Annotated in this window: 26 protein-coding genes; 12 read left to right on the top strand and 14 right to left on the bottom strand. The window is 63.8% G+C overall.

Features of this window, described 5'->3' with window-relative positions; genetic code table 11:
* The first annotated feature begins 79 nt into the window (after nt 1-79).
* Nucleotides 80-400: a YbjQ family protein gene (locus tag LA343_RS02405; RefSeq protein WP_025401769.1), complete on the top strand. Its 321-nt coding sequence runs from the start codon at nt 80-82 to the stop codon at nt 398-400.
* 107 nt (nt 401-507) lie between these two features.
* Entirely contained in the window at nt 508-852 is a 345-nt protein-coding gene (locus LA343_RS02400; RefSeq protein WP_025401768.1) for a hypothetical protein, read from the top strand.
* Nucleotides 853-888: 36 nt separating this feature from the next.
* Here LA343_RS02400 and LA343_RS02395 read toward each other — a convergent pair whose 3' ends face one another.
* A complete protein-coding gene (locus LA343_RS02395) occupies nt 889-1,842 on the bottom strand; it encodes a diacylglycerol kinase (RefSeq protein WP_025401767.1) in 954 nt (317 codons plus the stop codon).
* Nucleotides 1,839-3,467 carry an FAD-binding oxidoreductase gene (locus LA343_RS02390; RefSeq protein WP_025401766.1) on the bottom strand — a complete coding sequence of 543 codons (1,629 nt, stop codon included), beginning with the start codon at nt 3,465-3,467 and terminating at the stop codon, nt 1,839-1,841. Before LA343_RS02390 ends, LA343_RS02395 begins: the two co-directional genes overlap by 4 nt.
* 232 nt (nt 3,468-3,699) lie before the next feature.
* Between LA343_RS02390 and LA343_RS02385 the strand changes: the two genes are divergently transcribed.
* The gene (locus tag LA343_RS02385) at nt 3,700-5,358 is read left to right on the top strand and encodes a glycerol-3-phosphate dehydrogenase/oxidase (protein ID WP_052337609.1); all 1,659 of its coding nucleotides are present in this window, start codon (nt 3,700-3,702) and stop codon (nt 5,356-5,358) included.
* Nucleotides 5,359-5,400: 42 nt separating this feature from the next.
* Here the strand turns inward: LA343_RS02385 and LA343_RS02380 are convergent, their stop codons facing one another.
* Nucleotides 5,401-6,183 (bottom strand): SDR family oxidoreductase, encoded by a 783-nt coding sequence (locus LA343_RS02380; protein WP_025401764.1) that lies wholly within the window; start codon nt 6,181-6,183, stop codon nt 5,401-5,403.
* 86 nt (nt 6,184-6,269) lie between these two features.
* Between LA343_RS02380 and LA343_RS02375 the strand changes: the two genes are divergently transcribed.
* The 3 genes from LA343_RS02375 to LA343_RS02365 all read left to right on the top strand — a co-directional run bounded on the left by LA343_RS02375 (nt 6,270) and on the right by LA343_RS02365 (nt 9,895).
* Nucleotides 6,270-7,217, top strand: a complete 948-nt coding sequence (locus LA343_RS02375) for a hypothetical protein (RefSeq protein ID WP_025401763.1) — start codon at nt 6,270-6,272, stop codon at nt 7,215-7,217.
* A gap of 121 nt (nt 7,218-7,338) precedes the next feature.
* Nucleotides 7,339-8,337 carry a hypothetical protein gene (locus LA343_RS02370; protein ID WP_224209201.1) on the top strand — a complete coding sequence of 333 codons (999 nt, stop codon included), beginning with the start codon at nt 7,339-7,341 and terminating at the stop codon, nt 8,335-8,337.
* Between the two features lie 85 nt (nt 8,338-8,422).
* Nucleotides 8,423-9,895, top strand: a complete 1,473-nt coding sequence (locus LA343_RS02365; protein WP_025401761.1) for a serine hydrolase domain-containing protein — start codon at nt 8,423-8,425, stop codon at nt 9,893-9,895.
* 41 nt (nt 9,896-9,936) lie between these two features.
* Here LA343_RS02365 and LA343_RS02360 read toward each other — a convergent pair whose 3' ends face one another.
* Entirely contained in the window at nt 9,937-10,530 is a 594-nt protein-coding gene (locus LA343_RS02360) for a GNAT family N-acetyltransferase (RefSeq protein WP_025401760.1), read from the bottom strand.
* Between the two features lie 47 nt (nt 10,531-10,577).
* Entirely contained in the window at nt 10,578-11,741 is a 1,164-nt protein-coding gene (locus LA343_RS02355) for a cystathionine gamma-synthase (RefSeq protein WP_396021868.1), read from the bottom strand.
* A gap of 564 nt (nt 11,742-12,305) precedes the next feature.
* Between LA343_RS02355 and LA343_RS02350 the strand changes: the two genes are divergently transcribed.
* Both LA343_RS02350 and LA343_RS02340 read left to right on the top strand, forming a co-directional pair.
* On the top strand, nt 12,306-13,133 hold the full coding sequence (locus tag LA343_RS02350; protein ID WP_310648495.1) for a sugar O-acetyltransferase: 828 nt from the start codon (nt 12,306-12,308) through the stop codon (nt 13,131-13,133).
* A gap of 23 nt (nt 13,134-13,156) precedes the next feature.
* Entirely contained in the window at nt 13,157-13,825 is a 669-nt protein-coding gene (locus LA343_RS02340; protein ID WP_052337608.1) for a DNA-3-methyladenine glycosylase, read from the top strand.
* A gap of 127 nt (nt 13,826-13,952) precedes the next feature.
* Here LA343_RS02340 and LA343_RS02335 read toward each other — a convergent pair whose 3' ends face one another.
* Together LA343_RS02335 and LA343_RS02330 are read right to left on the bottom strand one after the other, a co-directional pair.
* Entirely contained in the window at nt 13,953-15,269 is a 1,317-nt protein-coding gene (locus LA343_RS02335) for an ISL3 family transposase (RefSeq protein ID WP_025401756.1), read from the bottom strand.
* A 102-nt stretch (nt 15,270-15,371) separates the two neighbouring features.
* Nucleotides 15,372-15,911, bottom strand: a complete 540-nt coding sequence (locus LA343_RS02330) for a 1-acyl-sn-glycerol-3-phosphate acyltransferase (protein ID WP_025401755.1) — start codon at nt 15,909-15,911, stop codon at nt 15,372-15,374.
* 75 nt (nt 15,912-15,986) lie between these two features.
* Between LA343_RS02330 and trhA the strand changes: the two genes are divergently transcribed.
* Nucleotides 15,987-16,664, top strand: a complete 678-nt coding sequence (gene trhA / locus LA343_RS02325; protein ID WP_224209235.1) for a PAQR family membrane homeostasis protein TrhA — start codon at nt 15,987-15,989, stop codon at nt 16,662-16,664.
* Nucleotides 16,665-16,671: 7 nt separating this feature from the next.
* Here the strand turns inward: trhA and LA343_RS02320 are convergent, their stop codons facing one another.
* From LA343_RS02320 to LA343_RS02310, 3 genes are all read right to left on the bottom strand, one after another.
* Entirely contained in the window at nt 16,672-17,484 is an 813-nt protein-coding gene (locus tag LA343_RS02320) for a GmrSD restriction endonuclease domain-containing protein (RefSeq protein ID WP_081737243.1), read from the bottom strand.
* Nucleotides 17,485-17,572: 88 nt separating this feature from the next.
* Entirely contained in the window at nt 17,573-18,718 is a 1,146-nt protein-coding gene (locus tag LA343_RS02315; RefSeq protein WP_052337490.1) for a glycosyltransferase 87 family protein, read from the bottom strand.
* Between the two features lie 213 nt (nt 18,719-18,931).
* Nucleotides 18,932-19,825 carry an alpha/beta hydrolase family protein gene (locus LA343_RS02310; RefSeq protein WP_025401752.1) on the bottom strand — a complete coding sequence of 298 codons (894 nt, stop codon included), beginning with the start codon at nt 19,823-19,825 and terminating at the stop codon, nt 18,932-18,934.
* Nucleotides 19,826-20,081: 256 nt separating this feature from the next.
* On the opposite strand from LA343_RS02310, the gene LA343_RS02305 reads away from it, so the two are divergent.
* Entirely contained in the window at nt 20,082-20,786 is a 705-nt protein-coding gene (locus tag LA343_RS02305) for a PaaI family thioesterase (protein WP_081737386.1), read from the top strand.
* On the opposite strand, the gene LA343_RS02300 is transcribed toward LA343_RS02305, so the two are convergent.
* Nucleotides 20,783-21,433, bottom strand: coding sequence for a CoA transferase subunit B (locus tag LA343_RS02300; RefSeq protein WP_025401750.1), 651 nt, complete (start codon nt 21,431-21,433; stop codon nt 20,783-20,785). The genes LA343_RS02305 and LA343_RS02300 overlap by 4 nt on opposite strands.
* A gap of 2 nt (nt 21,434-21,435) precedes the next feature.
* The gene (locus tag LA343_RS02295; protein ID WP_025401749.1) at nt 21,436-22,149 is read right to left on the bottom strand and encodes a CoA transferase subunit A; all 714 of its coding nucleotides are present in this window, start codon (nt 22,147-22,149) and stop codon (nt 21,436-21,438) included.
* A 346-nt stretch (nt 22,150-22,495) separates the two neighbouring features.
* On the opposite strand from LA343_RS02295, the gene LA343_RS02290 reads away from it, so the two are divergent.
* Nucleotides 22,496-23,422, top strand: a complete 927-nt coding sequence (locus LA343_RS02290; protein ID WP_039910821.1) for a Dyp-type peroxidase — start codon at nt 22,496-22,498, stop codon at nt 23,420-23,422.
* 33 nt (nt 23,423-23,455) lie between these two features.
* Here the strand turns inward: LA343_RS02290 and LA343_RS02285 are convergent, their stop codons facing one another.
* On the bottom strand, nt 23,456-24,094 hold the full coding sequence (locus tag LA343_RS02285; RefSeq protein WP_052337607.1) for a hypothetical protein: 639 nt from the start codon (nt 24,092-24,094) through the stop codon (nt 23,456-23,458).
* A 187-nt stretch (nt 24,095-24,281) separates the two neighbouring features.
* Between LA343_RS02285 and LA343_RS02280 the strand changes: the two genes are divergently transcribed.
* Nucleotides 24,282-25,592, top strand: coding sequence for a hypothetical protein (locus LA343_RS02280; RefSeq protein WP_025401747.1), 1,311 nt, complete (start codon nt 24,282-24,284; stop codon nt 25,590-25,592).
* A gap of 20 nt (nt 25,593-25,612) precedes the next feature.
* Here the strand turns inward: LA343_RS02280 and LA343_RS02275 are convergent, their stop codons facing one another.
* Nucleotides 25,613-25,756 carry a hypothetical protein gene (locus tag LA343_RS02275; RefSeq protein WP_039910819.1) on the bottom strand — a complete coding sequence of 48 codons (144 nt, stop codon included), beginning with the start codon at nt 25,754-25,756 and terminating at the stop codon, nt 25,613-25,615.
* Between the last annotated feature and the right edge of the window lie 42 nt (nt 25,757-25,798).

Genomic DNA, 25,798 nt, shown 5'->3' with positions numbered 1-25,798 from the left:
GCATGGGGGTGGCGTCGAAGGTAAGAAGGAGCACGAGGCCAACGTTGGCCGCACCAGAAGAACCGAAAGGGAGCCCGCAATGCTCGTCACAACCACCAACACCGTCGACGGTCACGAAATCAACAACTACCTGCGTGTTGTGTCGGGCGAGACCGTCGCCGGCATTAACGCTCTGAAGGACATCGGCGCATCCTTCCGCAATTTAGTGGGCGGTCGTTCGGGTTCATACGAAGGCGAGATCCGCAATGCCCGCGAATCCGCCCTCGCGGAGATGGTGGACAGGGCAATCGAACTCGGTGCGCACGGGGTGGTCGGCGTGGACGTAGCGTACCAATCGCTGGGCGACGGGGCGGTGATCCTCGTCAGCGCGGCCGGCACCGCAGTGACGTTCGCCAGCTAGGTGAGTCCGGTCGGCGTACGCGCGCGCCGCGAGGGGATTCATCGGCTCGGGCGGCTAAGATGGAGCGCAGCAAGAACCGCCCACCGACCGCCAGAAAACGAGTGACGATGAGCAACCCCATCAAGTCCGCCATCAATCGCGCGACCACCACCGCACGCCACGCAGCTCTCACGCTGCCGCAGGTCTACGCACCGCAGACTGCGAGCAAGGTCGTCCGCGCCGTCACAGGTGGGTCGGGCAAGAAGAAGGCCCAGGGACCGTCCGAAACAACCGGCCACACCCCCAAGGTAGGCTTCGGCACCACCATCGGCGAGCCCGGCGAGCGCTACACCCCGCCAGCGCCGAACAACGGCCGCACGGATGGTGTGGTGGCAGCGCAGTTCGCGGCAGCGCAGCCCGTGCCGAGTGCACCGCTGGATCGGGATATCAAGGACGTGGAGGCGGAGGCGTAGCATCCACAGCGCTGCCCCCACAGCGCCACCCACCGCCTACGGCCGCGGCACCAGGTACTTCCCCGCTCCCGGCACAACCTCAACCTCCATCGGCAACGGTGCGTACAGCTCACCATCCGCGTAGCCGTTGATGCCATCCATCTCCACGCGCACCTTCTTGGCCTGATACATCTCGATGCCGTTTTCCCCACGGATGCTGCCGCGGAAGATCTTGCCGAACTTCCACACCACCTCGGCACGGTTCATGCGCCCCATGACCGTCACATCGAACAGCCCATCGTGGTGATTCGCATCCGGGCAGATGTACATGCCGCCGCCGTAAGTGCGGGTATTGCCGATCGCGCACAGCGTCACGCGGTCGCCCAGCTCCCGCTCCTGGTCCGTCCCCGGATCCAGCACCACCCGCGCGGGCAGCGAGTGGAAGTTCAGGAACTCCAACACAATCGCCAGGTTGTAGCGGTTGCGCCCCTTCGGCCACGTGATCTTGTTCGTGCGGTCACTCACCAAAGAATCGAAGCCCGCGCACGCGATCGTGCCGAACCAGTGCGGGTCCACATCCGGCGCGTCCGCCCGCATGGTGCCCAAGTCGGTGGTCGTCCAGAACCCATCGGCAATCACGTCCGCAGCCTTCTCCGCATGCAGCGGAATGTTGTACTCGCGCGCGTGATCGTTGCCCGTACCAGCGGGGATGATCCCCAACGGCTTGCCGGACTGCGCCTGCTCCTGGAGGGCCAAGTTGATCAGCCCATCGCCGCCGCACACCACCAGCGCATCCACGCGATCGTCGTTGATCGCATCGGCGGCCAGCTTGCGCGAGGCTTCCGGCGTGGCGCCCTGGATGCTCACCACGTCCACGCCGCGGTTGTTCAACCGTTCCCTAGCGACTGTGGCGGCATCCGCGGCCGACCCCTTGCCCGCCGCCGGGTTTGTCAGCAGCGCAACGGTGCCGATCTGCGCGTGGCCGACCTGAAACGTCTCCGGCACACTCATAGCGACCGCTCCGCGGACTCACGCGCCGCCGCCGCGTTGAGGTCAAACGTCTTACCCGGGTTCAGAATGCCCGCCGGGTCCAGCTGCTTCTTCACGGCCTTGAGGATCTGCAGGCCCAGCACGCTGACCTCCCGGCCCATCCACGGCAGGTGATCCGTACCCACGGCGTGGTGGTGCGTGATCGTTCCGCCGGTTCCGGTCATTGCCTCCGACGCCGCACTCTTCGCCGCCTTCCACCGCGCCGTCGGGTCCTCGCCGGCCGCGCCGACCACAGTGAAGTACAGGGAGCAGCCCTCGGCGTACACGTGCGAAACGTGGCACATGATCAGCGCGGGCGAACCATCCTTGACGAGCGTCTTTGCCAACGCCCCGCCCACTGCCTTCTTCAGCGCAGGCACATTTGACCAGTCGGTAGCGGTTTCCAGGGTTTCGCACAACGCACCGGCGTCGATCAACGAATCCCGCAACACGGGCGCCCCGAAACGACCCTGCTCCCACTTACGGGCGGGGCCTTCGCCCACGGACTCGCCACCATGGGCCAACATGAGCGCGCGGGTTTCCTGGTGCCGCGACTGGGCGTGCTGGATGGTGCCCTCGAACACGGTGATGGCCAGGCAGCCGTTGTGCTCGGACTCGTCCTGCTCACCGATGTTGTCGGTGCTGGTGAGGTTCACGGAGGACTCGATCTCGTCAGACAGGCGCATGACGGTCGGGCCAGCGCCGGCCTGCTCCACCGCGCGCAGGGCATTCACGCCGTCGGTGAAGGTGGGGAAGCTGAAGGCCTCGTAGATCTTGGCCTCCGGGATGGGGTGCACGCGCACACGCACCTTCGTGATCACGCCGAGGGTGCCCTCCGAACCGAGGAATAGTTCCTTCAGCGCGGGGCCCGCAGCGGTCGCAGGCGATGCCTGACCAGGGGTGATGATGCCGCGCGGGGTGACAACGGTGAGGCTGCGCACCATCTCATCGAACCGGCCGTAGCCCGCCGAGTTTTGCCCGGAGCTGCGGGTGGCGGCGTATCCGCCGATGGTGGCGTACGGGAAGGACTGTGGGAAGTGGCCGAGCTGTAGGCCGTGCTCAGCGAGCTTCATTTCCGCGTGCGGACCGGACAGGCCGGCGCCGAGGGTGGCCAGGCCGGAGACCACATCCACATCTTCGAGCTGATCGAAGCGCGCCAAGTCCAGGCTGATGACCGCTCGGTTGTTGCCCTCGCGGGGGTTGAGGCCGCCGACCACGGAGGTACCGCCGCCGAACGGGACCACGGCCACGTGCTGGCGCTCGCACCACTCGAGCAGCTCCGCGACCTCTTCGTCGGTGGCGGGGGCCACCACAGCATCGGGCGCGGTGACCTCATGATCGCGGCGCCATTCCAGCAGATCTAGGTAAGACTTGCCGCGGGCGCGGGGCAGGCGCTGATCGTGGTCGGTGGACACGTAGCCAGCGCCCACGATGCCTTCCAACGCAGAAAGATCAGACTCGCTCAGGCGGACCGGAGCCAAGCGGATGTCCTCGGCGGGGATGCGTGGCTGAGGATCGGTCACGCCCAGCATCTTCACGAGCATCTTCTTGATGGAGGGCGACAGGACCTTCGCCTCATCCGGGGTACCCCACAGGTTGAAATCCATCGGCGGGGTGGGCAGCTGGCCACCGGAGGTGTGGCTCTGGTTGTGTTCACGCTGTTGGCTCATGCCCCTGATTGTAACTGGCCAGGCCTGCACATCGCGGCTGCAATTGTGCATTTCACTATATCTTTCTGTCCCGGGCGCGCGGTATCCTTAAGGCATGAGCCGCATTCGCTTCGCCACCGCCATTGCCAACCGCCCTCGCTCCGGTCAATCCGCTGGTGAGGCCCCGTTTATGCCCGCCGACGCCGCGCTGTCCCCGGCCACCCGGCAGCGGGTTGTGGAGTCCCTCCGGCAGGGGAAGCGCTACGACGTCGTGGTCATCGGTGCGGGCGTGACCGGTGCCGGAGTCGCCCTCGATGCCGCCACCCGTGGCCTGAGCGTGCTGCTGGTCGACAAGCAGGATCTCGCCTTCGGCACCTCTCGGTGGTCGTCCAAGCTCGCGCACGGTGGGCTGCGGTATCTGGCCACCGGCAACGTGGGCATTGCGCACCGCTCGGCCCGCGAGCGCGGCATCCTCATGGAGGTCACCGCCCCGCACCTCACCCACGCGCTCCCGCAGGTCGTGCCCGTGATGGACTCCTTCTCCGTGGCCAACCGCGTGTTGCCGCGCCTGGCTTTCATCGCCGGCGACGCCCTGCGTATCGCCGCCGGCACCTCCGGCTCCACGTTGCCGCGCTCACGGACCGTGTCCGCGGCCACGGTCGCCAAGCTTTGCCCCGCCGTGCCGCGCGACAAGGTGCGCTTCGGCTACGTCAACTATGACGGCCAGCTTATTGACGACGCCGCCCTCGTGACTGCCTTAGCTCGAACCGCCGCTGGGTACGGCGCGGATGTGCTGCTGCACGCCAATGTGGATTCTGTGGACACCGAGTCCGGTTCTGTGTCGTTGCAGGTCAGCGGCGCAAAGGGCGAGCAGGAGTCCCTGACCGTGCACGCCGAGGCCATCGTCAACGCCACCGGCGTGTGGGCTGGCGGCCTGTGCCCGCAGGTGAGCGTGCGCCCCTCCCGCGGCACGCACCTGGTGGTGGACGCCGAGCGGTTGGGCAACCCCACCGGCGCGCTGACGGTTCCCGTGCCCGGCGCGACCAACCGCTTCTGCTTCATCCTGCCCACCCAGCTGGGGCGCTGCTACGTCGGCTTGACGGATGAGCCCGCCCCCACCATCGAGGAAGAGCCCACCGCTCCGGAGGAGGACGTGCGCTGGATCCTCGATGTGGTTAATCAGGCGCTGGAGGTCAAGCTCACGGAGGACGACGTGATCGGCACGTTCGCCGGGCTGCGCCCGCTGGTGCACTTCGAGAAGAAAGGCACCTCCTCCACCGAGGCGGATGACAACGAATCCACGGCGGATCTGTCCCGCGAGCATGTGATCCTGCGCGACGGCGCCATGCTGACCGTCACCGGCGGGAAGCTCACCGAGTATCGGCTGATGGCTGAGCAGACGGTGGATCAGCTCGTCAACGACGGCATGGTGCGTTCCGTAGGCACGTCTGTCACCGCCACCACTCCCCTGGTCGGCGCGCGGGATGATGCGCTGACTACCGATGAGCCGGTGCTGCATCCGGCGTCGTCGTTTACAGAAGCAGCATCGTCCCCGGCAGTCCGCGAGCGGCTGCACCGCCGCTATGGCAACGAGGCGACACACGTTGTGTCCGCGTGCCTGCTGGATCATCCGCTCAAGCCCGTTGCCGAGGGCACGGATGTGACGCGGGCCGAGTTCAGCTGGGCCGTAACCCACGAGGGCGCGATGACGGTCGCCGATATCCTGGACCGCCGCACCCGGTTGGGCCTGGTTCCCAAGCAGCGTGCCGCCGCTGAGGCCACCGCGAAGGAAGCCCTCGAAGCCGCACGTGTTCTGGAAGAGGACTCAGTGGGCGAGGACGCCCACTAACCTTCTCGTTGTTATGTCCGGCGTTCTGCCCGGTCCCGGCCTCTAGACCTGATCCAGGGGCCGGATCATGATGGATTCCACGTCCATGTGGCGGGGGCGATCCGCGATCCACCGGATCGTCTCACCGATGTCCTCAGCCACCAGGTTGAGCTTGTCGGCGTACACCTCGTCCGCGCGATCCTTGTCCCCCTTGAAGCGGTTGAGGGAGAAGTCCGTGGCCACCCGGCCGGGATCCACCTGGCACACGCGCACACCGCGTTCGGCGAACTCCATGCGCATCACGTCCGTGAGTGCCGTCTGCCCGAACTTCGCCGCGTTGTACCCGGCGCCGTTGCGGTACGCCCCGCGCCCGGCCACGGACACCACGTTGATGATCTGCGGCGCCTCGGCGGCCTCGAGCTGAGGGAACATCGCGCGGGTGACCTGCAGGGTGCCCATCACGTTGGCTTCGTACATCCAGCGCCAATCGGCCGAGTCCGTCTCCAGGATGGGCTCTAGGCCACGCGCACCACCGGCGTTGTTGACCAGCAGATCAACCGTGCCGCCGGTGATCTCCTTCACCCGCTCGGTGAATGCCTCCACGCTCTCGGCGTCCGTCACGTCCAGCACCGCCGGGACGGCGCGGTCCTCGCCGCATGCGGTGCGGATCTTCTCGGCTACTTCCTGCAGCTTATCCTCGCGCCGGGCGGCCGCGATGACGTACCAGCCGTCTTTAGCCAACAGCTCGGCGGTTGCCTCGCCGATACCTGCGGAGGCGCCAGTGACAATCGCCCAGCGGGTTTTGCTTGTGCTGCCGTTACTCTCTGATGCTTCATGTGCGGTCATGGTGACCAGCCTAGTTTCTCCCGCCCGGTGAAGTTTGGAATCCGCTCACGTTGCCACCCCACGCATTTCTATGCATACTTATACGTATGCCGAATAAGACGATCTACATCTCCGACAACGACCTCCCCATCGTGGACACCGCAGCCGAACTCAGCGGTGGCCTGTCCGCCGCGGCCGTCGAGGGGATGAAACTCCTTGTCGAGCGCAAGAAAGCCCACTCCGAGGGCTTCCAGGAAGTCCAGGTCACCGACTACTCAGATGCCTCCACCGGCGCCCCTTCCCGCAAAATCTTCCAGGGCCGCCAACTCGCCCAGTTAGATCAGTCTTTTAGCGGCACCCGCACCGTGTGGACCAGCTACCTCACGCCGAAGGACAACATCGTCATCGTGCGCACCACCCTCCCCGACACCGTGGGCGTAGCGACAGACGCACCTCGCCGCGGCGCGGATGGGGACAACGTAGCGGCGTCGAAGAACAAAGCCCATTCCACTGGGCTGACCGGCAAGATCGAAGAGTTTTTGCTCGGAGACATGCCGCTCAAAACCGGCAAACTGCTGGGCCCGGCGCAGCGCCTGACCCGCGATATGGACCTGGAATGGATCAATAACCCGTGGAAGCTTTTTGATCTACTGTCGGATGATTCCACGCATGATTCCACTGATACTTCTCATTCTTCGTCGACGCCACACCGCGGCACCACCCCGCACGACTCTCCTGGATTCTCAGGATCCATTCCCGTGAATTCGGAAAAGGACTCCGGGCGCGATGCGGACCGCGATACAGACAATGAGACAACAAACTCGGATTCCTCCTCAAAGCGGAACGAAAAACTGCCCGCCCCGGAAAACTCTGCTGGAGCTGACCGCTGGCAGGCGTCGAGCAGCCTCGAGGTCTTCGACTCGACCGAAGCGCTCCGAGAAGCGGCTTTTCGGCAGGTAGATGCCCCGGGCACGCTAGGGGCCATTCCTGCAACGCTCATCACGGCAACCGAACGCGGATTGGATAGTGGCGGAGCAGAATATCTCGATATTTAACGCCATATTTTCGAGCGGGGGGAGCTGAAGATAAAAGTGGCGTGCTTGCCGAGTGAAAAGAAGTTTGGTTGTCGTAAGCTATGAACACGTTTCAAGAGAAGTAATACGTGTTTGGAGAATCATGGCAGACAACAACTCCCGCAATCCCAACGGGTTCGGTCCACAGGGACCGCACAATCAAGGCCCGCACAATCAAGGCCCGCACAACCAGGGACCGCAGGGATATCAGGGCCAGGGTCACCCGCAAGATCCATTCAACCCTCACGGTGAACCGGGGGCTTACGGCAGCTTCGGCCCCATGGGCCCAATAGGCCCACAGGGCAACCCCAGCGCCAATGCCAACCCTGGCGCATTCGGGCCTCAGGGGCCGCTAGGCCCGGGAGGGCCACAGGGGCCACAGGGGCCGCAAGGCCCCGGCGGCCCAGGTGCGCCTTTTGGCCCAGGACCGGGTTTCGGCCCTGGCCCCACCCCCGAGCCAGACAATGGCAGTCAGTCTAAGTCGGTTGCCCTGGTGATCGTCGGGCTCATCGTTGCCATCGTTGTGGTTCTCGCCGCGATCCTGTTTCTCGGCAAAGACAACGAATCCTCCAGCAATAGCGCCACCGAAAGCAACACCGAGGGCACGATTGGCCTCACCGAGGAGCAGAGCACCCCTGGTAGCGCTAGCTCCCCGTCGCCAGGCGGACTGCAGGCAGATGGAAGCCTCGACTCCACCTACGTTGATGGCCTCCCGCCGCAGCTCAGCGGATTCCTCACTGCATGCTCAAAGGCTCAGTTCGAGTTGCAATACGAAGATGGCTCCAGCCCCAGCCGCATGATGGACGGAATGCAGTGCTCCGGCACATCGGGTTCGCCGTTCTTCATGCAAAAGGTTGACCTCGTCAACGACAAGGAATACGCCAACGAAGTCGCGCTCCGCAAAAACGTCAGCGATGCCGTCATCGCCAGCGATACCCCCACGAACTTCGCGGGGTACAGCGCTGGCCCCGCCCCCACCTTGTTCATCGCCAACCGGGAGAGTGGACGAGTCCTCGAGGTCGAGAACTTCTTCGGTGGTGACCAAAAGGCCCGCGAGGCCCTCCAAGCTCTGGGCTACAACATGGCCGACAGCGTGGGCTAACCACGCAGACCCCCAAGATAGTTCGCGACGCGGTCGCGTCGCGGATATCGATAGTCCCGCGGTGGTGGCATAATGAGTGATTTGTATGAGGAAATGGGTTAAAAACACGCTAGCCGCCGTAGGCGTCACCGGCATTTTCGCCGTGGCCACCGGCGTGGGTTTGGGCATCGCTGCTGCCCCCGCAGCCGAGGTTGGCACGGGCTACTACGCCGAAGCCGCCTGCGCCACCCGCTATGTGCTGGGCAAATACAATTGGGATCCGGACATCCCAGACAACCCCCTCGCGGGGCTCATCACCCCGGCGCGCAACATCATGGAGCGCTCCACTTCCGCATCCATTCTGGGGCTGTACACGAAGCGGGCTTATGGCGTCGAAAATAGTGGCTGTGTCATTGCCGACACCCCGCCCAAGTATTCGACCAGCGTGCCGGACATCGACACCCGCGCCGAACAAATCCGCGCAACCGGCGGCGGCGTACCCCAACCCACGGTGGAACCCAGCGACCCCAAGCGCAAAAAGGAGCTCGACAAGGCAGTCGAGGACGCCCTCGACGTGAAGGGTGCTCGGGCAGTCGTCATTATGAAGCAAGGGGCCGTTGTCGGCGAGGGGTATGGCAAAGACTTCGACGCCACCACGCCGCAACTGGGCTGGTCAATGTCCAAGTCTTTGACGAATCTCATGGCCGGACGGCTGGCGATGGAGAACAAAAACTTCAGCGTAAAAGACTCGCAACTGCGCCCTGAGTGGAACGGCGAGGGAGACGAGCGCGCCGACATCACCATCGACCAGCTCATGCGCATGACCAGCGGCTTGGAGTGGAACGAGAACTACGACACCGGCGGCGACACCCCGCAGATGCTGTACCGTGAGCCCAACATGCCGGAATACGTGGCAGACAAACCGCTCGAGCACACACCGGGCACCTACCAGGAGTACTCAACCGGATCGACGAACCTGCTGTGCAACGCGATGCAGGAGAAATCCGGCATGGGCATCGACATGGCCTGGCGGCTCATCTTTAAACCGCTGGGAATGCTGAGCGCTGAAATGGCGCCGGATGCGTCCGGCAACCTGGTGTGCGGCTCGTACACGTGGGCCACGCCGCGCGACTGGGCGAAGATGGGGCAATTCGTGGCCAACGGTGGCGAGATCAACGGCGAGAAGCTGCTGCCCGACGGCTGGCTGAAGGAATCCACGACCGCCACCAAGGTCTCTGAGCGCGATGACCCCAATTCGCCGGCCTACGGGGCCGGATGGTGGCTCAACAAGTCGGCGAATGGCTCCCTGTTCTTCAAGGATTTGCCCGCGGACATGATCTGGGCGGACGGCCACGACGGCCAGTACACCGTGATCATCCCGAGCAAAAACGTTGTGGTGGTGCGCCAAGGGTTCTCGGAGAATTCCACGCTGGAATCCTCCGGCACACTCGACGTGGTGCGCACAGCGCTGAAGTCCCCCGAGGGTGAGGACGAAAGCAGCTCGGGTGCTGGAGCGGGGGCTGGGGCCGGAACGGGTGTCGGCTACGGTGCCGGGGCTGGAGCGGGCTACGGCTACTAGGCCGACTGTGCTGAGGCCGACCCTACTTTGGCCGACCCTAGTTAGGCCGACTCTGCCTTGAATGCCTCGTGGTAGGTGACCGTAGCCTCCGGCAGCTCGTCACCGTCGAGCGATAGCGCCTGGAAGTACTCGCTCGGCGCCTCCGCATAGGCCAGCTTGCTGGGGCCGAAGCCGAAGCGCTTGTAGTAGCCCGGATCACCCAGGACCACAGCACCGCGGGCGTTGATCGCACGCAGCTGATTCAGGGCGTGCTCCATGAGAGCCGCGCCGTATCCCTGGCCCTGCAGCTCCGGCAGAACAGAGATCGGGCCGATGCCGTAGAAGCCGTCGAGCTTCTGCTTCTTGCCCTTATCGTCGGTGGCCTCGACCGTCACCGGGGATACCGCGACGTGCCCCACCGGGCGACCCTCCTTGATGGAAACGAAGCTGAAGGTCAACGCATCCGCCGCGCGGAGCTCGTCAACGACGAACTGCTCGCGGTGCGACGCATTAGGGGCATCCGCGAATGCCTGCATGACAATGGCGTGGATGGTGCCGTACTCCGAGGGGCGTGCCGGGCGGATGTGGGTAACTTCCTCGGTGGCATCCTCATCCAAGTGGAAAGTGGACTGGGTGTTCTCATTTGCTGCGCTCATACGCCCGAATTTACCCGTGTTCCACGGCCGGTGCAGTTAACTTTTGGTTACAGCTGCGCCAGCGCCTGCTTCACATCGGCCAGCAGATCGTCGATATCCTCGATGCCCACACTGATGCGCACGAGGTCTTGCGGCACCTCCAGCTGCGACCCCGCCACTGACTGGTGCGTCATCGTCGCGGGGTGCTCCAACAGACTTTCGACGCCACCAAGCGACTCCGCCAAACAGATCAACTTCGTGGCCCCGCAGAACTTCAGCGCCGTGGACTTGTCGGCAAAACGCACGGAGATCATGCCGCCGAAGCCCTTGCCGGTGGACTGCTTCTTAGCGATCTCGTGCCCGGCGTGGCTGGCCAGGCCGGGGTACAGGACCTGGGAGACCTGCGGTTGCTCCTCAAGGAACTCCGCGAGGCGCTGGGCGTTCGAGCAGTGCCGATCCATGCGAACCCCGAGGGTCTTCACGCCGCGAGCAGTGAGGTAGGCATCGAAGGGGCTGGCGATTGGGCCTGCGCCGCCGAGGAGGAAGTCCAGCTTCTCGTCCAGCTCCTGGTCATTGCTGACCACGGCGCCGCCGACCACGTCGCTGTGCCCGCCGATGTACTTTGTGGTGGAATGCAGCACGATGTCCGCCCCCAGATCCAGCGGGCGCTGGAGGTAGGGGCTGGAGAAGGTGTTGTCCACGATCAGCTTCACCCCGGTGCCGCGGAGAGCGTCCGCAACGGCTGCGATATCGGTGATCGCGAGCAGTGGGTTCGTGGGGGTCTCTACCCATACCAGGCGCGTGGTGTCCTTGACGGCAGATTTCACCGCGGCGGCGTCGGTCGTATCGACAACCGTGAAGTCGATGCCCCATTCAGCAAAGACGCTGGCGATGAGGCGGTAGGTACCGCCGTAGGCGTCGTGGCCCATGATGAGGTGGTCGCCGGGGCACAGGATGGCGCGGAGGAGATGGTCGGTGGCAGCCATGCCAGACGCAAACACACGACCATACTGCGCGCCCTCCAGCGCCGCGATGGTGCGGGCCAGGCTGGCGACAGTGGGGTTCGCCACGCGGCCGTACTCGAAGCCGCCGCGCAGGTCGTTGGGGGCGTTCTGAGCGAACGTTGTGGATGCGTAGATCGGCACGTTGATAGAGCCCATTGAGGCATCGGGTTCGTAACCTGCGTGGATGGCTGCAGTATCGAATCCGGTGGGCTGCGTTCCGGTCATCATCACTCCTGTGCTTCGTGGGCTTGGGGTTGGGGTTGGGGTTGGGGTTGCCGTTGGGGTAGCTTCGTGACCTGCTCGTATGTGGTGGTGTCCACCGACAAACACGCCCTGCCAACAGCGCAACTGCACCGATTCTAGACCAAGCTGTCTCTTTTGTGGCGATTGGGGCGATTTTGGACTCTTTCCCATGTCATCCGCGCCCCACCTACCCTCCACTCCGCCCCCCATTCGGCCTCCATTCCGCCTCGCCCTCGCCCCCGGACCCACGCCGCTGCACGGGATTTGGGGGAGCCCCGCCAGGCTTCCGTGTCCGGGGAATGCCACCATCCGCGGGTCCCAAACCTCTGCGCACAAGACGTTCCGGGGCTGCACTTGTGACAATGTTGTGTTTTGAGCCTTTTTCAAAATCGCGACCTGGGGTTTTACAGAGCCGATTTCTACAGAACACAACATTGTCACATCTGAAGCCCCATTTGTTGTGGGGATTGCACGGATGCCCCACCGCATGGCCCAGCGAACCTTGCAGCAACCCACCGTGACCGCCCTACTATCTGGGACAATGGCGCCATGACCGACACAACCAAGCCAACCTCCACCAACGCCTCCACCCGCAACAGCGCCGACGCCAGCACAAGTGACAGCACCAGCGCCAAGACGAGCACCACCTCGACTGCGGCGCACAATCTCGCGGCGGAGCTGCGCCTCACCCCGGAACAGCTTGCGGAAAGGACGAAGAACCGTCACGCAGGCCGCAATGTCGAGGGCGACGCTGGCGACGCCGGCGACGCTGGTGTCGCTGATATCGCCAAACCCACCGACTTTGCCACACTGAGCATGCTGCACCGCATGATCGCCGGGCAGCTCTATCGCGCCGATGACTCCGAGATCCGCGCCGCCTCCATCGCCGGTAAATCCGCAGCTCAGGCCATTAACCGCTTGGACTTCGCCGATGAAGAGACCCGCAACCGCAAGCTCGCAGAACTCCTCGGCACTTTCGGTGAGGGCACAACAGTCATCCCCGACATCACCGTGGACTACGGCTTCAACATTCACATCGGCGACCACACCTTCGTGAACTTTCACTCCGTGTTCCTCGACGTTTGCCCCATCACCATCGGGAACCACTGCCAGATCGGGCCGCGAGCGCAGTTCCTCACCCCACTGCACCCCATCGACAACGTTGCCCTCCGCGCAGCCGAGTGGGAGTACGGCGCCCCGATCACACTGGAGGATAACGTCTGGCTGGCGGGCGGAGTCACCGTCTGCGCCGGCGTGACGATCGGCGCCAACACCGTCGTCGGCGCAGGGTCGGTAGTCACCAGGGATCTGCCCCCGGGCGTGGTTGCGGTGGGCTCCCCGGCGCGCGTCATCCGCGAACTGCAACAAGAAGCATGACGGACCAGGCACGCACGTCAAACATGACAAACACGCCAGCCACATCAACCACACCAAGCACACCTCCCGCCCCATCCATCGACTTCTCCCGCCCCGCCGACGAGGTCGCTCCCCTGCTGCTCGGCGCAATCCTGCGCGTCGGCCCCGTCGCGGTCGAGCTCACGGAAGTGGAGGCCTACCTCGGCGAACTCGACGCCGCCAGCCACGCCGCCAAAGGCCCCACACCGAGGGCGTCCGTCATGTTCGGTCCCCCGCAGCGGCTCTACGTGTACGTCAGTTACGGCATCCACCGCGCGGGCAACATCGTCTGCAGCCCGAACGGCACCGCCAGCGCCGTGTTGCTGCGCGGCGGGCGGGTCGTTATGGGCGAGGACATCGCCATGCAGCGCCGCCTCGACACCCGCACCGGCACCCGCTCGGCCATCGCCCCCGAGATGCTCGCGCGCGGCCCCGGCAACCTCGGCGCGGCGTTGGGCCTGGACCTGCACCTCAATGGTCAGCCCTTCTCGCAGGGCTCGGGGACGGGGCTGGCTGGTGGCGTCGAACTAACACCGGCCGCACGGCGGGTCGACTACGTGACTGGGCCGCGCATCGGCATTTCGAAGAACACCGACGCCCAACTGCGGTTCTGGATCCCCGGCGACCCCACCGTCAGCAGTCCCCGGGGACGGGCGGCACGCGGACGCGCCTAGCTAGCGGAGCGATCGGAAGCCATCAGGATTCAGTGCCGGGATTCAGTGCCAGGATTCAGCTCCGAACGCAGGCGCGGCTCCACACGCTTGTGCGGATAGAAGCCGGACTTATCCGGCTCTTCACGATTTAGAGTGCGTTGATCCGGTTGTGTATCTGGCCGGAGTGGATCAGTGACCGCAAGATGTAGTGGTTGAGATTCCTGAACCCCAGAGCAATCCCGCGTAGATGCTCGAGCCGTCCGTTGATCGCCTCGACCGGACCGTTGGACGCCCCGATATCGAAGTACGCCAGGACATCCTCACGCCGACGCCACAATGTCCGACCCAGTTGCGCGAGCTCTTCCAGCCCCTTCGGTAGGCCCTTACGAATGCTGTTGATCACCCTGCTCATGAGCTTCTTGCCCTCCGACTTCTGCGGATGCCCGTAAGCCGCAATCATGTCCTGATAGAACATCCAGGTCACCTCCAGGGCCACGTATTCGTCATCGGTGGCCCACAGCATGTCCAGGCGCTGCTTCTGCCGCTCGGTGAGGTAGTCCGTCCTGGTCAGTAGCGTGCGACGGTGCTTGTACAGCGGATCGTCCTTGCGGCCCCGGTGTCCGGTGGTCTCTCGTTGGAGCCGTTGCCGGCATCCGGTGAGTTTGTCGGCTGCCAGATGCACCACGTGGAAGGGGTCCATGACCTTGGTGGCATCCGGGAGCATCTGATCGACGGCTGAGGCGTAACCGGTGAAGCCGTCCATGGTCACCACCTGCACATTTTCCCGGAAAGCAGGATCGCGTTCCTGCAGCCAGGTGCGCAGCACCTGTGCACTGCGGCCGGGGCGCATGTCCAGCAGTCGGGCAGGGCCACGGCCGTCGACCAGGGGCGTGAGGTCGACGAGGATGGTCACCAGACTGGATGGCTGACCTGACTTTCGGGTGTGTTTCCATACGTGCTCATCCACCCCGAGGATGCGCACCCCGTCCAGATGCGGAGAGTCGTCGTAGACAAGCTTGCGGCAGGCCTCGAGGGCGACCTGATTGACCAGCTCCCAACCCACGCCGAGTGCCTTGGCGGTGGCAGACACGCTCATCCGGTCGACCGCGAGGCGCTGGAGGATCCAGCGGGTCACCCGGTGGGTGAGTTTCGCTCCGTCATCGGCGCAGCTCAGTGTGGCCTGGAAGATCTTCCTGCCACAGGAGGCATTCGTACAGGTGAAGCGGGGCACGCGGACGTGCAGACGGGTCGGGAACCCGACCACCGGCAGATCGACGAGACGACGAAGGACGTGGTCGCGAAGCTTCCCGGATTGTGCGCAGTCAGGGCAGGTGTTGCTCGCGGACACGGGTGTGGCGTCGATGATGGTGATGTTTCCGGCGTCGGCGGCACCGGTGATCGTCAGGCCGATCTCGGCGGTGCGGCAGATGGTGTCGGCGACGAGGTTGCCAGTAGTAGGCTGCACAGTAGGGTCCTGGTTCGGTTGGATGGAAGCGTCGTAACTCTCATCTTGTACCGGCCAGGACCCCTATATGTTGTGCCACCCCGAACCCCACCCCGCGGTCAACTACGCACTCCGAAACGTGAAGAGCCACTTATCCTCGAAGAACTCGCGGATGCGGTCCATGTCGGCGGAAACATCGCCGGTGAGGGTGAACGTGGGGCCCAGTCCGGAGGTCATGGTGTGACGATCCACGTAGGCGAGCGTCACGGGCAGCCCGGTCTCCTGGGCGATGCGGTAGAAGCCGGACTTCCAGTATTCGTGGCCTCCGCGGGTGCCGTCCGGCGTGATGACGAGACCCGCTCCGTGGCCAGCGCTCATCCGATCCACGAGTTCGGAGACGACGTTCTGCGGGTTCTTGCGATCCACGGCGACGCCACCAAGTGCGCGCATAATTTTTCCGCCAATGCCCTTAAACAAGGCGTCCTTGCCGACCCAAAAGATATCGATATCTTTCTGCCACGCCACGGCCAGCATGAGGATGAAATCCCAGTTCGAGGTGTGTGGCGCGGCCACGAAGACGCTCGGTGAGGAGGGGGCGTCTTCGGAGCGCAGAGTCCAAGGGGACACGGTCCAGAAGCCGCGGGCAAGCAGGCGTTTAATCATTGGTTCAGTCTACGTGGGGTCTGCGGGGTCTAGGATATTTCTCGTCAGGAAAACTATTGTCGAAGGTGAACTGTCATCGCTATTCATACTCCCATCGATCGCGGGCCGCGCCCGATCCTGCGCGGACGGTTGCACGCCAACGCGGCGTGGTACTTCGGCGGCACCTCCACAGCGCTGGTGGTCGCCGCCGCCGGGTTGCACGGGATCAGCCCGTTGACGTTTGCCACGGCGGTGTACGCCGCCCTGCTGGTCTGCATGCTCAGCGTCTCGGCTCTGTACCACCGCTTCCCTTGGCGCACGGAAGGTGCCGTGGCCGGATGGCGCCGAGCAGATCACTCCATGATCGCGCTGTTCATCGCCGGAACGTACGGGCCGGTCATCATCGGAGCGAACACCGACGCGCGAAGTTGGATCGTGCTCGGTGTGGCCTGGGTGGCCGCGCTGGCGGCCGTGGCGCTGAACATCCTGTGGATCACGCACCCGCGCTGGCTATCGGTCTCCGTGTACCTCATCTTGGGCTGGACCGCGCTGGCTGACCTGGGCAATCTTTCCCGTGGGCTCGGCCCGGCCGTCCTCGTTCTCATCATCATCGGCGGCATCATCTACACCGCCGGCGCGGTGGCCTACGCCCTGAAGTGGCCGAACATCAGCGTGCGTTGGTTCGGCTTCCACGAAGTCTTCCACGCCGCCACGATCTTGGCCGCAGGCTTTCACCACATCGCGATCTGGCTGATCGTGCTCAACAATTTTTAGGCGCTACTTAGGCGCCACAGGTGCTCAGCACCCGCTCGATCGCGTCCTTTTCCGCCTGCGTGACCCACAAGTGATACTTGGCCTTCACCTGCGTTTGAATGGTGACGTACTGGCACCGGAATGCCTTGTTCGGGGGCAACCAGGTGGCAGCATCCCCGGCACCCTTGGCCTGGTTGGTGGGGCCATCGACGGCGAGCAGGTTCATGGTGTCGTTGCCGATCTCTTCCCGCTGTTCGGGGGATAGCTGCTGGGCGCCCTTCTGCCAGGCGTCGCCAAGCGCGACCACGTGATCGATCTGCACGGCAGAAGACGTCTTCGCTCCGCGCCGGAAATCGATGGTCTCACCCGTGTAGGGATCCTGCAGTACACCACTGAGGACCTTGCAACCCTCCGGTGCGTTCACGTCCGTGAGATCCCGGGCCAACACGTCATTGCGCTGATCACAGCCGTTGCGGTCGATGTCCTTCCAGCGCTGCCCGAACTCGTCGCGCGAGTACCCGGTCTTCGGCGCGCGACCCTTGACCTCGAGGGTGTTCAGCAATGCGAGCGTGCCTGGAACGTCAACCGGGGGATACTGCCGCGCGGCCGGTGGATCGGCCGGTTCCGGTACGGGCGCAGGCGCCGAATCCGAGTCGGAATCGGTCTCGGAACCGGCCACGGAGTCAGGTGCAGAGCCGGGCGCAGAATCAGGTGCGGAGTCGGCAACAGAACCAGAAGACCGCGCGGCCCCAGGCTGCTGCTCCACAACCGAACAGCCAGCAAGCCCCAGCACTAGCCCCAGCGCCAAGGCCACCATCACCGCAACTGCGGCTGCACACATCGCGACCGCTACCGCAGACCCCCCGTATCTCCCGAGCCCCCTTCTCGTCCTTTCACTCGTCTTCTCGCTCCGAACCATGGAGCACACCTTAGCCAGCTGGCTGGACAACACCCTCCTGCGGCTCCCGCAGCGGACTGGTGGAGTGCGGCGCGGGGTGGCGTCGGAAAGGAAGAAGCGGCGGGGCGCCCACGGGCTTTGGCACCGTGACCAGGTACGTAACGAACAGGATCAACCCCGACAAGCCCTGCAGGTTGTAGACAAACCACTCCGGAAATTCGAACGAATAAGTGGGCTGGTTCGGGTACAGCACCCAGAAACCCGCGAAGTTCGCATACAGGAACAGCAGCATCGCCGCCCCCACATAGCGATTCACCGCGACGAACACCAGCGGCAGCGCGATGACCATGCCGGACCAGTGGTGCGTCACCGCAATGGGATTCGCCAGGGAAATACCGAGCAGCACCAGCATCAGGGCGTCCACATGCCTGCCGGACCACGTCAGCTTCCACACGCCCCAGAAGGTCAACGCGGCCAGGATCAGAAAACCGGGGCCCATGATGGTGGAGGCAGTGTCGTCCGAGACACCGAGGCGCGCAATCAACCCCGTCAGCGCCTGATTCGGCGGATACGAAGGGGCACCGCCACGATCAGGATTGAAGAACTCAACGGTCCAGTAGTACCAGGCATCGGACGGCCGAATGAGGAAACCGATCCCCACCGTGACCAGGGCGAAGAACACCGAGCGACCCAGCGACCACCAGTCCCGGCGCACGAAGAAAATGAGGGCATACGCCGCCGGCGTGATCTTGATGCCCGCGGCCACGCCGATGCCCAAACCCCGCAACCAGCGAGGCATATACCCCAGCACGTCGGCGGTGATGAGCAGCACAAGGAAGATGTTGATCTGCCCGTACATCAGGTGCTTCTGGATCGGGTCGAGCATCAGCGCGAAGCCAGTCAGACCGATCGCCCACATCCACCAACGGCGCAGGCCAAGCCGGTGCGTTGCCATCGACACCACGGCCAGGACTGCAACCACGGTGGCGATGGTCCAGACGGCCTGCATGCGCTCCTCGCTCATCCACGTCAGCGGCACAAACAATGCTGCGGCGAACGGTGGGTAGATGAAACGGAACCCGGAGCGGGTGGGGAAATCAGACGAGTACAGCGGGAAGTTTTCCGTAATTGCCCGGCCCGCGTCACGGAACACACCGACGTCGAGGAGGAAAGCCACGCGGGCGTGCTCGAGGGTGTCCTACACCGCGTACGCACCAAAGAACAGCCCCATGATCAGCACACATGGGGCGAGATAGTCGAGCGAGCGGTGCGCACGCACGGTCGGAGGAAGTTGAAGCATGGAAAATATCGTAGCCCGTCAACCTTTGAAGTCCGGCACGCTGCACACTACCTGCAGCTGCCCGCCACGTAACTAGCGCAGTTAATGTAACTAATGCAGCTTCTCGCGCACCCATCCCACAACCTGCGGCCACAGTTCGCGATTCCTCGACCGATAGAAACCCATATGCCCCACGGCCCCGCGTGGCGTCGCCTTCCCGCATTCGATATCCAGCTTCTCCACTTTTGCGCTGGTCATCCGGTCAGTCAGCACATCCACGGCCGCTCGGTTCGCCCACAGGTCGTCGGTGAGCACCACGGACAGCACCGGCCCGGTCGCCGCCGCGTAGCGTGTAGCCAGGTCGAACTCCGGGTCGCCGAAGAAGTAGTCCGGTTGGCGGCTCCACCGCGCCCACTGGGTCATCACGCCCACGGGAATCTGTTTGCCCACCCCGAGTTGTTCGACGGGCACGTAACCCAGAACTTTCGAGGTCACGGGCGTGATGATGTTGAAGATTGCCCAGATTTTCGCGCGCTCGGTTCGCGTGGAAATGGTGGCGGTGATGCCGGCGTGGCTGGCGATCATCACCATCGCGTCCACGGGTTCCTGGGCCTGCGTCGCGAGCATCCCGTGCGCACCCACCGAGTGCCCAATTCCCACGTGCTTGCGCCCTGGAAACCGCTCCTTCAGCCACGCGGTCGCTGCGGGGACGTCCTTGAGGATCCAGTCGGACATCCGCACCGTGGTGTCTTTTTTATCCGACGCCACAACGGACAGCCCTGACCCCCGAAGATCGTAGGTCAGTGCAGGCCATCCCTGGCCGGCGAGGTAGTCCGCAAATTTCCGGTAGAGGTGCTGGTTCACGCCCGTGGCTGGGTGCAGGACCGCTGCGGTGCCGGTGGGTTCGCCGGAGGCTGGGAGGAAGAGTGTGCCGACGAGTTCTCGCCCGTCGGCAGCGGTGATGGTGACGGCTTCCGTCGTGGCGGCACCGGGCTGAGCGTTCATGTGAACCACGTTACAATCCACTCGGTGTGCACGTGGCACAATAAGAGACATAGTTTTATACATATGCGTTTGGTCATACGCTCGGGTCGGAAGGTTTTAGCAGCACATCATGGCAGAAGCATCACACGCCGGACATAACACGTCTCCCCATGCGGCAGACGATACAAAGGGCAGCGCGAAGAAGGGCCTGCTGGGCACGCTGAAGAGCTTGGCGAAGAGCCCGCAGAAGATTACGTCCACGCTGGTGGGGCGCTCCATGAAGTCGCCGTCGAAGATGAAGGGCTACATGAATCTGTGGCCGCCGCTGTCTGGTTCTGGCGTGAAGATGACGCACATCTCGGACGATTGGTCCAAGGCGCGCATTGAGCTGAACCTGCACTGGTGGAACGCGAACATGCACGGCGCTGCCTTTGGTGGCACGCTGTTCGCCATGACCGACGTGATGTTCGGAACCCTCGTTGCCCGCTACCTGGGCAAGGACTTTGAGGCCTGGACGCGCACCGGCACCTTCCAGTTCCTCAGCCCCGGCCGGGATGGCGCCTACCTGGACGTGGAGATCACCCCGGAGCTGGGCGAATGGATGCGCGCCACAGTCGCGGAGGATGGATACGCCAACGTGCCCTACACCTCGGTGATCAAGAACAAGGACGGTTCCATCGTGGGCATCGGCCAGCAGGATCTGCACGTGCGCCCGCGTGGCGGCGGCCAGCGTGCCGAGAAGCCGCAGCAGGCAACCCGCCCGCGCGGCCTCGTGTTGGAATCACTGGCCACCGCCGTGGTGTGGCACTGCTTCAAGGATCAGCCGGAAATCCTCACGGTGCTCATGTCTGAGCAGCGCCGCATCCCCGATCCCGAAGACCAGATGCGACACGTTGTGAAGGTCGCGCTGGAAAAGTCGGACAAGTCCCGGGAGGATCTGCTGGCCTTGGACATTCCCGAGCACTACCTGCCCGCCGACTAGCTAGCCGGCTCCACAAGATCCACCGTGTAGGCGGCCTCAGTCTTTTCCTCGATCTCATCCAACGTCACGCCCGGCGCGAGGCGGCGCAGGATGAGGTGGCCCTCGCCCGCATCGAAGCTGGCCAGGTCGGTAATCACGCGCTTAACCACGTTCACGCCGGTCAGCGGCAGGTTACATTCCTTCACCAACTTCGGCTCGCCGCTCTTGGACACGTGATCGGTGAGCACCACCACACGCGGGGTTCCCGCCACAAGGTCCATGGCCCCACCCATGCCCTTGATCATCTTGCCGGGGATCATCCAGTTGGCGAGGTCCCCGTTCTGGGAGACCTGCATGGCGCCCAGCACGGCCATCTTTACTTTGCCGCCGCGGATCATGCCAAAGCTCGTTGCGCTGTCGAACACGGCAGCGCCGGGGCGCAGCGTCACGGTCTGCTTGCCCGCGTTGATGAGGTCCGGGTCCTCTTCACCCTCGTAGGGGAACGGGCCCATGCCCAGGATTCCGTTTTCGCTCTGCAGCACCACGCGCACCCCGTCGGGTAGGTGGTTCGCCACGAGCGTGGGGATGCCGATACCCAGGTTGACGTAGTCGCCGTCGTTGAGCTCGCGCGCGGCCATCGCCGCCGTCTCGTCCCTCGTCCAGGCCATGATTACTTCGCCTCCTTGGGGCGGGTGGTTCGTTGTTCGATGAGCTTTTCGCGCTCCTGCGCCTGCAGGATGTGGGTTACGTACACGCCGGGGGTGTGCACACGGTCAGGGTCGATTTCTCCCCTGCCCACGAGGTGTTCCACCTCTGCGATCGTCACCTTCCCAGATGCCGCGCACAGCGGGTTGAAGTTCTGGGCGGTGCGGCGGTACACGAGGTTGCCGTCCACATCTCCGGTATGCGCGTGGACCAGCCCAAGGTCCGCCACGAGCCCGCGCTCCTGGATGTAGCGTTCGCCATCGAATACCGCTTCCGGCTTACTTTCGGCGATCATGGTGCCCACGCCCGTAGCGGTGTAGAAGGCAGGGATGCCCGCGCCACCGGCGCGCAGCCGCTCGGCCAGGGTGCCTTGGGGGTTAAACTCCACCTCCAACTCGCCGCTGAGGGCGAGTTCGGCAAAGAGCTTGTTTTCCCCAACATAGGACGCAATGACCTTGCTGACCTGCTTCTTTTCCAGCAAGATACCGAGGCCCTGTCCATCGATGCCCATGTTGTTGGATACGATGGTGAGGTCCTTGGCGCCGGAATCCCGCACGGCCTCGATAAGGTCGTAGGGCACGCCGCAGAGGCCGAAGCCTCCTACGGCCAGCGTCATACCGTCTTCGATAAGCTCCGCGATGAGCTCGCGAGCCGTCTTATCCGTTGTCGTCGCAGTCATAATTCTTCCGTCATGGGAGCAGCTAGTGATTGCTACCCATGCTGCCCTTTTTACTTTTTCCCGCAATAGTATTGGCCAAACTGGCTAAAGATTCTCCCTCCCGCGCGGCCATTACCGCAGGTCGTCCACTCCGTGGCGCTGCCGCGTTGCCCCGGCCACGATGGGTTTCCCTGTTAGTTCACGGGCAAACCGTTTATGGACTCATAGACAGTCTGACGCCGCTACGTCCGCCCGAACGGACGGGAATTGTGGGCGGCTTGCGGCGTCGCAGTCGCTGCTAGGGTGAAGGCAAGGACGCCATCCACAGAGTGGCTACCCCCTGCTCGCATACCGAAGGAGTGTTACCGTGCCATCGCAACTGATCTGCTCGCCGCCGTCTCCCGCTTCGATGTTCCTCGTGTTGACCGTCAACGACGCGCCGGAGAGCCGGGAGGCCGTGCGTGATTTCCTCGGGGATTTCCCAGGCCTCACGCGCACCGTGTCTTTCCGTTCTCCAAAGAGCAACCTTCTCAGCGTGGTGGGTATCGGCGCTGACCTGTGGGAGAAGCTCTTCCCCGAGCACAAGCCGAAGCACTTGCACCGTTTTGAGGAGATTCGGGGTGCGAAGCACACTGCGGTGTCCACGCCTGGCGACCTGCTGGTTCACCTCCGCGCCGCGGACCTAGATATGTGCTTCGAGCTGGCTCGGTTGATTTCCATCAAGCTGGGCGAGCACACCACCGTGGTGGACGAGGTGCACGGATTCAAATACTTCGACCAGCGCGACCTGCTAGGGTTCGTCGACGGCACCGAGAACCCCGAGGGCTCGGACGCCGACGAGGCCGTCACGATCACTGAGGAGGAAGACCCGGAGTTCGCGGGCGGAAGCTACGTGATCGTGCAGAAGTATCTGCACACAATGAAGGAATGGTATGCCCTCAGCACTGAGGAGCAGGAGAAGGTTATCGGGCGCACGAAGCTGGATGATGTGGAGCTAGACGATGACGTCAAGCCCAGCAACTCCCACGTGGCGCTCAATGACATTGCCGATGAAGACGGCAACGATCTGGATATTTACCGCCTGAACATGGCGTTCGGATCCGTGGGCGATAATGAGTACGGCACGTACTTCATTGGCTACGCCAAGGACCCGGGCATTACGGAGCGGATGTTGCGCAACATGTTCATCGGCGAACCCGAGGGTAACTACGACCGCATCTTGGACTTCTCCGAGCCGAAGACGGGTGCGCTGTTCTTCATTCCCTCGGCAGAGTTCCTGGAGGAGCTGGACTAAGACCAGCCGAACCGGCTGAAGGAGGTGCGGCGATTAGCGAACAGCCGCAGCCTCGATGCGTGACGGCGTGGTGTACGCCACCGCAGCGGTACAGATGATGCCCGCCAGGGTGACCAGCGTGCGCCAGTCGCCCTGCAGCAGGCCGCCAAGAACGACCCACAGCACGGCCGCCACCACAGCCAGGGCAATCACTGCGAGGCCGAACATGTGCTCGTTACCCGTACCCGAGACTGGAATGTATAGCAGGCCGACCAGCACGCCGATCACGCCCGCAACCACTCCGGCCATGACTGCCGTGCCAACCCCGCCGGACGTCTCGTCGGGCAGCAAGCCAACCAGCAGATCCACGATAAACACCACTGCGAACGTGATGGCGCCTGCGAGAATGGCGAAGATAACGAGGTTAACGGCAACCTTCTTGCCGTCGAAGCGGCCAGCGAGCAGACCCTTTTCCTCGTAACCCGCCTGGCTGTAGTTCTGGCTGTAATTCTGGCCATAACTTTGGTTGTAACCCTGCGAGCCCTGGGAATAGGGCTGCTGATACTGGCGAGTCTGGTCGTACTCGTTGTAGTCGTCGTAGCGGTCCTCGCGGCCGTAATCACCGTAATTGTTGTTGGAATTGTTCGGGTAGGTCACTGCAGGGACTCCTTTCGCGGTTGTTCGGTCTGCCATGTTACCGCATGTAACTGGTGTGACCACTGTGAAAATCCGGGGGTCAGCCTCCCAGTTCTCCACAACCCCATCAGCTTATTGGATTTCATTTCCGTTAAGGCGTCTCATGCCTTATCCTTCTTGTTGATAACTCTTTCCATTAAGGCGCGGGGCCTGCACGCGCCCCGCAGCTATCTCAAGGAGGATCATGAACCATTCCCCCACCCGGCACGCCCTTGCCGCCATTACTACCCTCACCAGCATCGCAGCACTCTCGCTCACTGCCTGCAGCGCAGACTCTTCTTCCCCGTCTGCTCAGTCCACGGAAGGATCCCTGGCGGCGTCGGAAACAACGACCCACCAGCCCGAACGCACACCGCAGGAAGCAGCTGGCCCCAGCCCGCGGCTCGTGGCCACCTACGATGGAGGGCTCCTGACCCTCGATGCCGCCACCCTCCGCGTCATCGACGACACGAAGCTCGATGGCTTCAACCGCCTCAATCCCGTCGGCGACGGCCGCACCGTGCTCGTCTCCACCCAAGACGGCTTCCGCGCGCACGATACCGGCACGTGGACCCAACCCCACGGCGACCACTCGCACAGCTACACGATGCCGCCACAGCTCACCGAGACCACCTACGCCGCGGCCAAGCCCGGGCACGTGGTCAACCACGGCGGCCGCACCCTGCTCTTCGGCGACCGCGATGGCAGCATCCAGGAACTCCGCATCGGCGACTTCAACCGCGCCTACCAGCACAGGAAACTGGCAAAGGCGCAGGATATCGCCACGATCACCCCTCACCATGGAGTTGCCGTGCCGCTCAGCGACAACGGCGGGATGCTGCACACCGAAGGCACCGAAGATGAACGCCACTCGGTCCTCGCCGTGGACGCCAAGAACAAGGAAATCGCCCGCGCCGACAACTGCCCGGGCGTGCACGGCGAGGCAACAGCCGCGAACGGAGTGATCACCGTAGGCTGCGAGGACGGCGTGCTGATCTATCGCCCCTCCGATAACGGCGGCTCGTTCACCAAGGTCACCAGCCCCGATTCCTTCGGCCGCATCGGCAATCAGGCCGGCAGCCCCGTCTCCCCCGTCGTGCTGGGCGATTATAAAACCCAGAAGGAGCCGAAGGAACGCGAGCAACCCACGCGCATCTCGCTGACGAACACGCAGACCGGCGAGCTGCGGCTCGTGGACCTCGGCGCGAGTTACAGCTTCCGCTCCCTCGCTCGCGGTCCCCACGGCGAGGCGTTGGTCTTGACCGACGCCGGTACGCTGAAGAAAATCGACCCCGCGACCGGTAGCATCACGGGGACTTATCCCGTGGTGAAGCAGTGGGTGGAGCCGCTGAAGTGGCAGGAGGCCCGGCCGACGCTATTCGTCCAGGGTGCAACGGCTTATGTCACGGAACCGGCCGCCAACAAGATCCACGCGGTAGATATCGCAACCGGAAAAGTGACCGCAACGGCAACGACACCGGCTCAGCTCAATGAGCTCACCGGTGTCAGTGGCTAGCTTTCAGTGGCTAGCGAACTTTAGTGCTCGTCCCAGTGGTCCTCGTGCTGGGCGTGGCGGTGACCATCGTGGATGTAGTCCACGTGGTCACCGTGGGGGATCGCCACGTGGCCGCAGTTCGGGCCGTGCTGGTGCTCGTGGTTCTCGTGGGTGGTGCAGCTCATGATGAATCCTCCTTGGGTAGCGGTGGGCGCTTATGCCCTATC

It is taken from the genome of Corynebacterium falsenii, from assembly GCF_020099275.1.
Taxonomy (GTDB): Bacteria; Actinomycetota; Actinomycetes; order Mycobacteriales; family Mycobacteriaceae; genus Corynebacterium; species Corynebacterium falsenii.
Note: the sequence above shows the minus strand (reverse complement) of the source record. Positions and strands in the feature narration are given on the sequence as shown.